Source organism: Microbacterium sp. MYb45, assembly GCF_002979655.1.
In the GTDB taxonomy this organism is placed as follows: Bacteria; Actinomycetota; Actinomycetes; order Actinomycetales; family Microbacteriaceae; genus Microbacterium.
Genome location: NZ_PCPG01000003.1, coordinates 170,170 through 182,845, shown reverse-complemented (window position 1 = coordinate 182,845; position 12,676 = coordinate 170,170). Strand labels below are relative to the sequence as shown.

The following is a 12,676-nucleotide window of genomic DNA, read 5'->3' as shown; positions in this document are numbered from 1 at the left end:
GAGACGAAACGTCCGCTGGGTATCAGTCGACGAGCTCGTTCAGGAGCTTGATCGCCTGGTCCCAGGAACCCTGCGTGTCGGTCTCACCACGGTCGAGGCTGCTGAGGGCCGGGCCGAACACGTTCTCCTGGATCACCGAGTCATCGGCGCCCTTGAACTGGGCGACGACTCCCTTGGCGCGCTCCGCGAGGATGGCACCCGTCGGAGCATCGTTGAAGAACTCGTTCGGCGTCGCGTCGGCGGCGAGGGTCTCCTGCGCCTTGATCGTCGAGGGGAAGTTACCTGCGGCGGCGGACTGCTTCACCTGCTGCTCGGGCTGCGTCAGCCAGTCGGCGAGCTCAGCGGCCGCCTCCTTGTGCTGCGAGGACTCCGGGATCGACAGGAAGGCGCCACCCCAGTTGGCCGCACCGCCGGGGAACACGTCGGCGAAGTCCCAGCCGGTGGAGGCGTCGCCGCCGCCGGCCTCGACCTGACCCTGCACGACACCGAGCATCCAGCCCGGGCACACGAAGGTCGCGAAGGTGCCGTCGACGAACGACTTGCCGCCGTTCCAGTCCCAGGCCGTCTGTGCAGCCGACTGGCCGCCCTCGGTGGCCGCACCCAGCAGCTCGAAACGCTCCTTGAGTTCGGCGTTGTCCTCGACGTTCAGCTTGCCGTCGGTCGTGTAGTAGCCCTCGTCGAGCTGGTTGACCATGGCGTTCCAGACGAAGCCGGAGTGGTCGTACCAGGCCTTGCCGGTCTTGGCCGTGTAGTCGGCGCCGACCTTGAAGTAGTTCTCCCAGTCGCCGTTGAGCAGCTCGGCGACGGACTCGCGGTCGCTCGGCAGGCCGGCAGCCTCGAACGCGGCACCGTTGTAGCAGATGCCGCTCGGGCCGATGTCGGTGCCATAGCCGATGACGCGGCCTTCGGCATCCGTCGCCTGACCGTACTTCCAGTCGACCCAGTCGGCCTTGCGGTCTTCGATGTCGTAGTCGCGGAGGTCGACGAACGTGTCGGAGACGTCCATGATGGCGCCGAGCCAGCCCTCTTCGATCGCGACGACGTCGCTGAGGCCGGAGCCGGCGGCGATCTTGGTGAAGGCATCGGTGCGGGCGTTGCCGCCGGTGTCGATGTTGGTCGCCTCGATCTTCACGTTCGGGTGCGCCTTCTCGTACTCCTTGTAGAGGTCGTCGTAGCCGAAGGTGCCGAAGGTGGTGACGGTCAGCGTGACATCCTCGTCGGCGCTGCCTTCGGGGGCGCCGTCGGCGTTGCCGGCACAGCCGGCGAGGGCGAGGGCGGAGACGGATGCCACGGCGGCAATCGCGAGGATCCGGTGGCGGGCACGTGTGTTCACGGTTCACTCCTTTGTGGTGGGGGTCGTGCGGTCTTGCTGCTTTCGGGACGCCGTGGGAGCGCTCCCACGAACTGAGCAGTCACTCTATGGGAGCGCTCCCACGGTGTCAAGCCGCGCCTGTGGCCGGGGAGGTTCGCCAGACCGGCCGACGATCCGCCGAGGCTCTGACGATTCCCCGAGGTTCGACCGTCGAGAGGTCGGCGGAACGCCGTCGCGTCCGTGAATCGTCGAGTGAATCGTCAAGCCGAGGTCGAGAGGCGTAACCTTGCTCGGTGCCCGAAGCCGCCCTGTCTCCTGCCCTCGTCCGCGCCGAAACCCTGATCCGCAACGTGCCGGACTACCCGCAGCCGGGCATCATATTCCGCGACATCACGCCGCTCCTCGCCGATGCCGAGGCGCTGCGGGTCACGACCGAGGCGATCATCGAGCCCTTCGCCGGCCAGTTCGACGTGATCGCCGGCATCGAGGCGCGCGGCTTCATCCTCGCCAGCGCCGCCGCGATCGCCGCGGGTGTCGGCCTCATCCCGATCCGCAAGGCCGGCAAGCTGCCTCGCCCCGCGGCATCCGTCGACTACGCCCTCGAGTACGGCACCGCAACGATCGAGATGCACGACGACCTGCCCGCCGGTTCCCGGGTGCTGCTCATCGATGATGTGCTGGCCACGGGCGGCACCCTCGCCGCCGGACGGGAACTCGTCGAGCGCCTCGGCAGCCACGTCGTCGGCATCTCGGTGCTGTTCGAGATCGACGGCCTCGGCGGTCGCGAGGCCGTCGGTGACCTGCACACCGTCTTCCACTCCGCGTAGGCAGCTCCCCCGCTCCGCCTACTCCGCCTACTCCGCCCCATCGCCGAGTGCACGGCTTCTCGCCGAGCGCACGGCCTCCTCACGCGAACAAGCCGCGCACTCGGCAGCAAGCCGTGCACTCGGCGGAGGAGAGTCGACGGGCGGGGACGGTAGACTGGGTGCGCCCGTCCGCCCGCGACTCTTGGAGCCGTCATGCCCACCATCGTCGTCGACGTCATGCCCAAGCCCGAACTGCTCGACCCGCAGGGCAAGGCCGTCTCCGGCGCCTTCGCCCGTCTCGGCGTCGAGGGCTTCACCGACGTCCGCATCGGCAAGCGCTTCGAGCTCACCGTCGAGGGCGAGGTCACCGACGAGGTCCTCGCCGAGGCCCGTCGGATCGCCGACGAGGTGCTCTCCAACTCCGTGATCGAAGACGTCGTCGGTATCGAGGTCGCCGAGTGACCATCCGCATCGGGGTCATCACCTTCCCCGGCTCGCTCGACGACCGCGACGCGCAGCGCGCCGTCCGCATCGCCGGCGCCGAGCCCGTCGCCCTGTGGCACGGTTCGCACGACCTCGAGGGCGTCGACGCGCTCGTCCTCCCCGGCGGCTTCAGCTACGGCGACTACCTGCGCGCCGGCGCGATCGCCGCGCTCTCGCCGATCATGTCCGAAGTGAAGGATGCCGCCGCCAAGGGCATGCCCGTGCTCGGCATCTGCAACGGCTTCCAGATGCTCGTCGAGGCGCACCTGCTGCCCGGCGGACTGATCCGCAACAACCACCAGCACTTCGTGCGCCGCGACCAGCGCCTCACGGTCGAGAACTCCGACACCGCCTGGACGAACGCGTTCCGCAACGGCCAGGAGATCGTGATCCCGCTCAAGAACGCCGACGGCGGCTACATCGCCGACGAGCAGACCCTCGACCGCATCGAGGGTGAGGGTCTCGTGGCGTTCCGCTACGCCGGCGTGAACCCGAACGGGTCGCTGCGCGACATCGCCGGTGTCACGAACGAAGCGGGCAACGTGGTCGGCCTCATGCCGCACCCCGAGCACGCCACCGAAGCCGGCTTCGGCCCCGACACCGCAGCCGCCATGCGCAGCGGAGTCGACGGACTCGACTTCTTCACCAGCGCCATCGCCGCCGTCGCCCGCGTCGCCGCGTAACCCGACCCACCCCCTTCGGTTCGAACCAGCCCCTTGCGTCTGCACGCACGGGGGCGGCTCGTCCTCAAGAGGCCGGGTCGACCGGCAGCACGAACGGGTTGTCCTCCGCCGACGCGAGCAGATACCACGCCGTCGCGCCGGTGTGCAGGCTCGAATAGTAGAGGTCGCCGAAGCCCGAATCGAGGCCGTCGTTCGAGGTCGCGACGATCCCCTTGCCGTCGCCGTTCGGGGCATCGCGCTGGGCCAGACGGATGCTGTGCAGCAGCTTCTCCGCAGTCTCGGCATCACCCGCACCGTCCCGCAGCCGGAGTGCCAGCGCCAGGTGTCCGCTGCCCTCGAACCACGCCTTCGACACGTCGACCTCGCTGATCGACGGCCCGGTGTACGGGCCGTCGGTGGCGATCAGGTTCTCCAGGGTCCAATCCAGTGCTGACCCGTAACGCGGGTCGCCGGTGGCGAGCGAACTCCAGGTCTGCGCGTCGAGAGGGATGGGCCGGGTGTTGATCGTCGAGCCGTCGAGGCCGGTGCCGGTGTTCACGTGGCCGTCGGCGCTCTGCATCGCCGCGACGAATCCCGCGGCGACGGCCGCCCGATCCGCCCACACCGCATCGCCGGTCAGCTGCGCCAGTTGAGTGAAGAACCCGGCCACATCGCTGTTGTGCTCCGTCGACTTCCAGGTCAGTGACGTGCCGTCCTCGAGCTGCCCGCCGGTGTAGCCGTGCGGTGCCCGGGCCATGTCGGCCGTGTTGTCCTGAATCCATTGACCGACACGCAGCGCCCCCTCGAGGTACCGCGGGTCCCCGGTCGCGTGCGCGAGCCGCGTGAACGCCATCCCGACCCAGGCCTGGTTGCCGGTGAAGCTTCCTGGACCGGTGATCTCCACTCGCCCCTGCCGGATGCCGTGCGGCTCGTACGATGCGCGGGTGCGCCCGTCACCGATCGGGTCGTTCTGCTGCACGAAGAGGAGGGCGTCGCCGATCGTCCGCGCTCGGCGGATGTCGTCCGGCAGGCCGCGGGCGGTGTAAGCCATGATCACCACGGCGTCGTCATAGACGAACGACGGCGTGAAGTCCCAGCTCGGCGTGGTGAAGAACCCGCCCTCATAGCTGCGCGGCAGGCACCGGCCTGCGCCGTCGCAGAACTGATCCACGCGCGCGTCGAGGAACTCGTAGGCCAGGGCGACCGAGCGCGAAGGGTCGGGCGCGCCGTCCCCCGACGTGGAGCCGTCGGCAGCGGCGAAGGCCCCCGAGACGGCGGGCACGGCGGCCGCGAGAACCGCGGCGACGAGCGCGGCGGTGAGGACCGACGGCATCCTTCGACGCGACGAACCGGGCATCGGAACCCCTCTGGCAGGAACACGGTCCGCGCGCGGTCCGTGGGCGGCCGGACGGCCACGATAGGAACATTCGCACATCGAACATCCCCGCAGAAGTGGCGAAGGTCTAGTTCTCCGCCCGGCGGAGACGCCTCGCGACGGCGGCCGCATAGCAACCGGGGCCGAGGTGCGCAAGGCTTTTGCCCCGAGGGGGAGGTCGCCCGCACTCTGGGAGTCCACGCGCCGCCCGGACCCGTGCCCGCGTCGCACACGCAGCTCACGGGTGGCGGAGACGATCAGCCGCTGTCGAAAGGACGCATCATGCCCCGCGACCAGTACACCTTCACCAACCCTGCCGAGCTCTACGCGGACATCGAACCCGAGAAGCAGCACATGCCGGAGCCCGGCCTCGACGCCGACCTGGCCCCGAAGGCCGACCTCGGCGAGGAGAGCTACCGCGGCACCGGACGGCTCACCGGCCGCAAGGCGCTGATCACCGGCGGCGACTCGGGCATCGGCGCGGCCACGGCCATCGCGTTCGCGCGGGAGGGCGCCGACGTCGCCCTCTCGTACCTGCCCGAAGAGGAGGAGGATGCGAGCCGCATCGCCGGGATCCTCCGCGAGGCCGGGGTGAAGGTCGCCGCTCTGCCGGGCGACCTCCGCGACCCCGAGTACTGCCGGACACTCGTCGCCGATGCGGTGGCCGCCCTGGGCGGGCTCGACATCCTCGTCAACAACGGCGGGAAGCAGGTCTACCAGGAGTCGCTGATCGACATCACGGACGAGCAGTTCGACGACACGTTCAAGACCAACGTGTACGCGATGTTCTGGATCACGAAGGCGGCGCTGCCGCACCTCCCCGCCGGTTCGACGATCATCAACACCACGTCGATCCAGGCGTACTCGCCCTCCGGCATCCTCGTCGACTACGCCTCGACCAAGGCGACCATCAACGCGTTCACGAAGGGGCTTGCCGAGCAGCTCGCCCCGAAGGGCATCCGTGTGAACGCGGTGGCCCCCGGCCCGATCTGGACGCCGCTGCAGCCGAGCGACGGTCAGCCGCAGGAGAAGCTGGACAGCTTCGGCGAGGACACCCCGCTCGGCCGGATGGGACAGCCCGCCGAGCTCGCCCCGGCATACGTGTTCCTGGCGTCGGCGGAGTCGAGCTATGTCGCCGGCGAGACGCTGAACGTCAACGGCGGCATGCCGACGCCGTGACCGCGCGGGGTCGTCGACGGGCTCCCCGCCGACGCCCCCGTACGACCTAGCCGAGTGCCGGCGGCCAGACGCCGATGATCACGGCCATCACCACGACCGTGACCAGCTCGTGCGCGATGTTCAGCGTGGTCAGCCTCGTCGAGCGGCCCTCGAACGCATCGTGGGTGATGAAACGTGCGGCCGTGAAGCCGGCCCACAGCGTGACCGCCGTGACGATGGTGCCCCAGAAGAACGCGCCGCCGTAGAAATGCCAGGCGATGGCGGATGCCCCGGCGAGCACCCATGCCGTGATGAAGCTGACGATGACCGTGGTGATGATGGGCCACATCGCCGTGGCCGCCGGACGATCCATGTCGACGTTCGCCAGCTTCGACCAGCGGGTGCCGAACACCTTCGGGGCGTACCAGATCGAGCCGACGATCATGCTCGACGCGGTGGCCAGCAGCACCGCCCAGTAGTTGATCTCGGGAACCATGACAGCCTCCACTCATCGGATGCCGTCAGGCTACTCCTGCGGTGCGGCAGCGCGGGGAGGAGGTCGACTCGACTTCCCGCGTCACGACTGTGCGAGCAGCTCCTCCACCTGCGACCGCGTCGGGATCGAGGCGACCGCTCCCCGTCGCCCGACGGAGAGCGCCGCCGCGGCCGACGCGTATCGGCAGGCCTCTTCCAGGGCGCTGCCGCGGGCGACCTCGGCCGCGAGCGCGCCGCAGAACGTGTCGCCGGCCCCCGTCGTGTCGACGACCTCGACCCGATGCGCGGGCACGGCGATGACCTCGTCGCCCCGGCCGAGCATGAGCCCAGCGGCTCCCCTCGTCACCACGACCGCCGGCACCCGCTCCGCGAGGGCGCGGACCTGACCTTCGATGCTCCCGCCCGCAGCGGCCTGGCCGAGATCGCGGAGGATCGTCGCGGCCTCGCCTTCGTTGACGATGAGCACATCGACAAGCGCCAGCAGCTTCTCGGGCAGACCCTGAGCGGGAGCCGCATTGAGGATCACGGTGCGGCCGGCAGCCCGCGCCGCCTCGGCCGCGTCGAACGCGGATCCGGCCGGGCACTCCCGCTGCAGCGCCACGACGTCCGCCCCGGCGATCGCGTGACGTTCGAGCTCGCTCACGCCACGAAGCGTCGAGTTCGCCCCGCCGTCGATCACGATGCTGTTCTCACCCCGAGAGTCGACGACGACGTACGCGCTGCCCGTCCGCTCCGCGACGACGCGCACTCCGCGGGCGTCGACACCCGCCTCCTCGGCCTCGGCGCGGAGGAACCGCCCGTGCTCGTCGTCCCCGACCGCCGCGAGGAGTCTCGTCCGTGCCCCGGAGCGCGCCGCCGCGACCGCCTGGTTCAACCCCTTCCCCCCGGCGTGCACCTCCGAGCCACGCGCGCTGACGGTCTCGCCCGGGACCGGGATGGCATCGACGCGGAGCACCAGGTCGACGTTCGCCGCTCCGAGCACGACCACAGATCCCGTGCTCATCGACGCGCCTCGCGGGCGCTCACCTGTCCGCCGTCGAAGTACGCCTTCACCTGCGGATCGAGCTCCGGAACCCGCTGCGGCATCGCCCCCGCGCGCAACGACGCGGTTGCCGCGATGCCCGCGGCGACGCTGTCCCTGGCCTCGGAGGGAGACGTCTCGAGCTGGCGCTCTCCACGGAGGAACCCCAGGAACTCCTCGACGATCGCGACATCCGCCCCACCATGGGTGCCCTCGCCGAGAGGGATCTCGTAGTCCCTGTCCCCGGCGCCGTTGTATTCGGATCGCCTGTTCCACAACCGCACCACGCCGCCGTCGGAGTCGCCGAGGTTCTCCAGGCGTCCCTCCGTGCCGATCACCGTGTAGTTGCGCCAGTAGTCGGGCGAGAACGCGCACTGCTCGTAGCTGGCGAGTACCCCGTTGCCGAGACGCATCGTCATGATCGACACGTCCTCGATGTCGATCACCGGGTTGAGCTCGGTCTGCGCGAGCGGCGGCCAGTTGTCGAGGCTCGCGAGGGTGCCCATCATCCGGTCGGAGTTGTCGCGCCGATCCTCGACGTCGCCGTAGACCATGAGGTCGCCCATCGCGACCACGTCACGGCTCGGGGCTCCCGCCAGCCAGTGGATCACGTCGATGTCGTGCGCGCCCTTCTGCAGCAGCAGCCCGGTCGTCTTCGCCCGCTCGGCGTGCCAGTCCTTGAAGTAGAAGTCACCGCCGTGGCCGACGAAGTGCCGGCACCACACGGTCTTCACCTCGCCGATCGTCCCCTCGTCGATCAGCCGCTTCAACAGTCGCACCATCGGCATGTGGCGCATGTTGTGACCGACGGCGAGGCGAGTGCGCGTGCGGAAGGCGGTCTCGAGGATGCGATCGGCATCGTCGAGCCGCGTCGCGATCGGCTTCTCGAGGTACACGGCGATTCCGGCCTGGAGAAGATCGACGGCGACCTCGGCGTGCGTATGGTCGGGAGTCAGCACGAAGACGGCATCGAGGTCGAGGTCGAGGAGCGCCCGATGGTCATCGACGACCAGGACGTCGTGCCCGAACAGCGAGCCCGCGCGTTCCCGGCCTCGCGCGGCAGGGTCGGCGACCGCCACGATCTCCGCTCCGAACCGGGGAAGGAAGGTGGCCAATTCCGCGCGGGATCCTGCGCCCGCGACTGCGATCCTCAGCGCCATACGTCGAGCTCCGTTTCCTGTCTGATGGATCCCCAGGCACCCGCGAGGGGCGGGCGTCCCAAGTGGTCGTCGATGAGTCCGGACAGTTCCTCCGGACCGACGACGGTGACCGCGTACCGGTGGCGTCCGCTCGCAGAGGGGGCCCACAGGGTGCCCGCCGCTTCGTCGAGCGACACGGTGCCGGGTCCGCTCAAGGCGACGCGTCCGTCGAGCTCACCGGCGGCGAGCATCACCGCGAGCAGGTCCCAGCTCGGGCGTCCGTTCCCCTTGCCGCTGTGCAGGGAGTACGCGATCGCCACCGGGCTGTCGTCACCCTGGGTGGCCGAGAGCGTACGACCGGTGATGACGTCGGCCGCGGTCTCCCATCCCACGAAGTCCACCGGGCTCGGCCACTCCGCGAGGAACCGTGCGGTGTGTCCCGGTTCGTGCGCGAAGTTGGTCTCCGCGAGCGGCTCCGCACCGAGATGGGGCCGGGCGCGCGTACCGAAGACACCGCCCATCACGACGGCACGCGCGACCTTCGTGGCCACGAGCTCCCGCCCGCTCAGAGCACTGAGAGCATCGGCGGGGGTGTCCAGCAGCGCGACCAGGTTTCCGAAGTAGCCGATCGAGACGACCGTGACCGTGCCGTCATCGGCTCCGGCGAGGGCTTCCCTGAGCACCGCGACCGCGTCCGGCATCACGTCCGGTGTCGCGGCATGCGGATGCATCCTGCTGATCGCCCGCGCGTAGTCCTCCGGCCCGATCCCGTCGGTGATCGGATGCCGGATCCCGACGGGGATCTCGGCCCTGCCGTAGTAGTCGTTGAGCACGCGGGCGGCACTGTGGCTCCAGTGACCGGAGGTGTTGATCCCGATGCCGAGGATCTCGACGAGCCCGCGGTCGGCGAGGGCGTGCGCGACCGCGATCGCCCCGGCATCGTCCACGTCGTCGCAGAGATCGGTCTCGATAAGGATCGGCATCGGACGATGCCCGCGGTCAGTCATTGCGTGAGATGAGGATGTCATCGACAGAGAGCGCCCCTCCGTTGTGCAGGCCCCAGATGAGGCGGTAGTCGGTGTGGTTGCCGGTCGTGAACGTGACGGATCTCTTGTGCACGGTCGCGACCGGATCGGTCCAGCTCGTCACGCCCCGGTCGCTCGGCGCTCCTGCCGCCTGCGATCGCGCGAGGAAGTAGAAGTGACCGCCGCTCCCGGGGAGCGTGCCGGTCTTGGTGACGAACTCCACGGTGTACGAGGTATCCGGGCTGAGCGCGATCGTCGCGGGATTCGAGTAGAGGAACTCGTACCAGTCGGTCGTTGCAGGCGCCGCCCCGTAGGCGGAGTGGCTGCCCGAGACGACCTGCGACGGGGTGCTGGTGATGGTGCCGTACGATCCGCCGAACCCTCCCGTGAAGTGGCTGGTGGCGAAGGACCCCGTCTCGAAGCCGAAGACGACTCCACCGGTGACCAGCGGGTTGCTCCGGGTGAGGAGCACCGTGTCACCCTTCGCCATCGTGAAGGTTGCCGTGGACGTGGACAGACCGAGGAGCGTTTCGCTCCCCGTGTCGTAGAGCGGGCCCGGGGTCGGGAGAGTGACGGTCTTCGTCCCCGCGGTCTTCGCATGCAGGCTGATCCAGGCGGCGTTGGCCTCGAGGTTGTCGTCGCCTCCGGTGTACACGTGCACCCCCGCGTCGCTGTACAGCTTGCGCAGCACGGGAGACGGGATCGGCGGAGTGCTGGCGAGCACCGAGGTCCACCCGGTCAGCGTCTTCCTCGCGATCACGGGCCGCGGTGTGCTCTCGGTCGAGCGGGCGAGCGTGGTGAATCCGCTTCCGCTCGGGAGGAACAGCGGTTCGAGGGCGATCTCGCCTCCGAAGGTCTCCGTGACGCCGGGGAACGCGGCCGAGTCCAGGTGGTAGCTCATCGGGGGAAGCCCCGCGTTCTTGACCTTCGTGATCGTGATGTCGTCGACGGTGATCGCGCCCCCGTCGTGGATGCCCCAGATCAGGTAGTAGTCGCTGTAGTTCTTGAGCGTGAACTCGAACTCCTTCGTGTAGACCGACCCGGGAGCATCGCTCCACTGATTCGAACCGACATCCTGCGGCACGCCGCCGGTGCCGGTGCGGGCGACGAAATAGAAGTATGCGCCGGCACCCGGGGCAGTGATCGTGCGACCTCGGAACTTCACCCGATAGGTCGCGTTGGCTTCGAGCGGGATCGACGCGGCCTTCGTGTAGAGGTACTCGTGCCAGTCGGTGCTGGCCGGTGCGCTGCCTTTGACCGATCGCGTCCCGCCGATCACCTCGCCCGCCGTCGCGATGATCGTCCCCGCCGCCCCGCCCGCCCCGGCCGAGTACCCCGTGCCCGCGAAGCTGCCGGACTCGAAGTCCTCGCTGTCCAGCGGTGTGCTCGGGTCGGGTGGTGACGACGTAGGAGCGTTGACCTGCGTGAGGCTGAACCCGGTGAGCGCCTCGACGTCGGCCTTCGAGAGGCCGGAGTCTCCCGCGTACCCGGGTGCCCAGCCCCAGACGAGCGTGCGGCCACCGGACTTGAGCGCGGTGATCGCTACCCGCTGGGCGGCGTTCAGGCGGAAGGCGTCGGGGAACACGTAGACCTTGTAGTGCGTGGGGACCAGCCCGTCGACCAGGTCGTCGATCGTGAAGCGGTCGAAGGGCGCTCCCGCGCGGCTCAGCTCGCCGATGCCCTGGCGGCTGCCGAGAGACGGCCCTTCGTAGAGCTTGGCCGTCGTGTCGGTCTCGCCGCCGAGCACGAGCTCGGCGGTCGGCACGCTGATCACGGCGACCTCCGAGGACCGGGCGCGCGAGACGTTCATCGAGTAGTCGCCCCAGTGCTTGAGCTTCGCGAACTCCGCACCGAATGCAGGATCGGCGTACCAGAGTCCCGAGGAGTGATCCATGTACCACATGCCCGTAGCGTGGGTCACAGCCTGACCGAAAGCCCGACGGATGATGCCGAGGGATTCGGCCATGGTGGTCGCGTAGATGAACAGGATGGGGCTCGTCGCGAGGTGCGTGCGGTCGTCTGCCTCGTCGATGAAGAGCTTGCCGTGCAGCGCGAGGCTCTCGGTATAGGTGCGGTAGGCGCCGTCGTCACCGGGAGCACGCCGATAGTAGGAGTGCGGCGAGGTGACCAGATCGACGGAGTCGAGCCGGTGCAGTGCGGCCACGGCGCGGTGGTGCTGCTCCTGCGGCATGTACCCCTGGTCCGGGGTGTAGCCGTAGAGGACGGACGTGAGAAGCGTGCCGTCGCTCTCGTCCTTGACGATCGAGGCGAAGTGATCGATAGCCTCCACGACGACACGGTGATGACTCTCGTAGTAGTCCAGCACGCGGCGCGACGCGGCAGGATCGCGGAACAGCCCGTTCGCCGTCTCCCGCCGCTCCCCTGTGCCCGGGATCACCACGGTGTGAAAGGTGACGGCCGGGTCACCCCACGCGGCACGGAGCTGCGCGACGCTGTTCGCGTACTTCGTCTTGAGATGCCCTATCCAGGCGGTGCGCATGGCCTCGCTCGTGTCGGGCAGGTACTCCGCGTTGTAGCAGAGCCACTCGCCGTAGAGTCCGCCGGCGAGCGTGATGCCCATGGTCCGGTCGCCTTGCGGTCCGTCCAGGATGTGCCGCACCATCGTGCGGAGCTTGGCACCCGCCTCCGTGCGCCAGGTCGCAGAGGCGAAGGAGGCGTCGCGGGGGATGTCGGCCGTTCCGGGGTCGATCGCATAGTCGACCAGGTCGTCGGGGTGGGCGTCGAGCCACCAGTCAGGCGCCCACAGGTGCACCCGCGGCATGGCATAGCCGGTCGGCACATGATCCTCGAACGTCTGCATGACGCGATCTATCACCGAGAAGTCCTGCCAGCTCGCGCCCTTCCATCCGAGATCGAGGTAAGAGTCCTTCTCGATGAAGGAGTAGAACTCCACGCCGGCGTCGCTGAAGGTCTGCCCGTCGGCGACGGACACCTCCTGCTCGAACAGATACATCGGGAAGCGCGGGGCGTCGTCGACGAAGAGGCAGGGAGCGCCGCGATGGGTCCCCACCCGGAACGTCGACCGCCCCGCCGTCGTCGTGAGCGGATGCGCCGACGCGGCCCCGGTGCCCGCGAAGGCGGATGCCGGACGGGAAGTGCCGTCCACGAGGGCGATCAGCATGGGTGCGGCCATGACGCCGAGGAACGTACGTCTCTTCATCGAGCTGTCCTTTCGGAAG

General features: G+C 69.1%; 11 protein-coding genes. 4 read left to right on the top strand and 7 right to left on the bottom strand.

What is annotated here, in order from left to right; all coding sequences use genetic code 11:
- Nucleotides 1-22: 22 nt before the first annotated feature.
- Nucleotides 23-1,333 carry an ABC transporter substrate-binding protein gene (locus tag CQ034_RS08715; RefSeq protein ID WP_105710726.1) on the bottom strand — a complete coding sequence of 437 codons (1,311 nt, stop codon included), beginning with the start codon at nt 1,331-1,333 and terminating at the stop codon, nt 23-25.
- A 272-nt stretch (nt 1,334-1,605) separates the two neighbouring features.
- Here CQ034_RS08715 and CQ034_RS08710 point away from each other — a divergent pair, with 272 nt between their 5' ends.
- The 3 genes from CQ034_RS08710 to purQ all read left to right on the top strand — a co-directional run bounded on the left by CQ034_RS08710 (nt 1,606) and on the right by purQ (nt 3,284).
- A complete protein-coding gene (locus CQ034_RS08710; RefSeq protein ID WP_029263067.1) occupies nt 1,606-2,139 on the top strand; it encodes an adenine phosphoribosyltransferase in 534 nt (177 codons plus the stop codon).
- A gap of 192 nt (nt 2,140-2,331) precedes the next feature.
- On the top strand, nt 2,332-2,580 hold the full coding sequence (gene purS / locus CQ034_RS08705) for a phosphoribosylformylglycinamidine synthase subunit PurS (RefSeq protein ID WP_017204254.1): 249 nt from the start codon (nt 2,332-2,334) through the stop codon (nt 2,578-2,580).
- The gene (gene purQ / locus CQ034_RS08700; protein WP_105710725.1) at nt 2,577-3,284 is read left to right on the top strand and encodes a phosphoribosylformylglycinamidine synthase subunit PurQ; all 708 of its coding nucleotides are present in this window, start codon (nt 2,577-2,579) and stop codon (nt 3,282-3,284) included. The genes purS and purQ overlap by 4 nt, the downstream gene beginning before the upstream one ends.
- A gap of 64 nt (nt 3,285-3,348) precedes the next feature.
- Here purQ and CQ034_RS08695 read toward each other — a convergent pair whose 3' ends face one another.
- The gene (locus CQ034_RS08695) at nt 3,349-4,596 is read right to left on the bottom strand and encodes a hypothetical protein (RefSeq protein WP_258134147.1); all 1,248 of its coding nucleotides are present in this window, start codon (nt 4,594-4,596) and stop codon (nt 3,349-3,351) included.
- 324 nt (nt 4,597-4,920) lie between these two features.
- Here CQ034_RS08695 and CQ034_RS08690 point away from each other — a divergent pair, with 324 nt between their 5' ends.
- A complete protein-coding gene (locus CQ034_RS08690; RefSeq protein WP_105710821.1) occupies nt 4,921-5,817 on the top strand; it encodes an SDR family oxidoreductase in 897 nt (298 codons plus the stop codon).
- Between the two features lie 46 nt (nt 5,818-5,863).
- Here the strand turns inward: CQ034_RS08690 and CQ034_RS08685 are convergent, their stop codons facing one another.
- From CQ034_RS08685 to CQ034_RS08665, 5 genes are all read right to left on the bottom strand, one after another.
- Complete coding sequence (locus CQ034_RS08685; RefSeq protein ID WP_029263063.1) at nt 5,864-6,292, bottom strand: DUF1761 domain-containing protein; 429 nt, start codon at nt 6,290-6,292, stop codon at nt 5,864-5,866.
- Nucleotides 6,293-6,373: 81 nt separating this feature from the next.
- Complete coding sequence (locus CQ034_RS08680) at nt 6,374-7,294, bottom strand: ribokinase (protein WP_105710723.1); 921 nt, start codon at nt 7,292-7,294, stop codon at nt 6,374-6,376.
- Complete coding sequence (locus tag CQ034_RS08675; protein WP_374956814.1) at nt 7,291-8,427, bottom strand: Gfo/Idh/MocA family protein; 1,137 nt, start codon at nt 8,425-8,427, stop codon at nt 7,291-7,293. The genes CQ034_RS08680 and CQ034_RS08675 overlap by 4 nt, the downstream gene beginning before the upstream one ends.
- A gap of 35 nt (nt 8,428-8,462) precedes the next feature.
- Entirely contained in the window at nt 8,463-9,458 is a 996-nt protein-coding gene (locus CQ034_RS08670) for a nucleoside hydrolase (protein WP_219860780.1), read from the bottom strand.
- A complete protein-coding gene (locus CQ034_RS08665) occupies nt 9,451-12,657 on the bottom strand; it encodes a hypothetical protein (protein WP_105710720.1) in 3,207 nt (1,068 codons plus the stop codon). The genes CQ034_RS08670 and CQ034_RS08665 overlap by 8 nt, the downstream gene beginning before the upstream one ends.
- Nucleotides 12,658-12,676 lie beyond the last annotated feature (19 nt).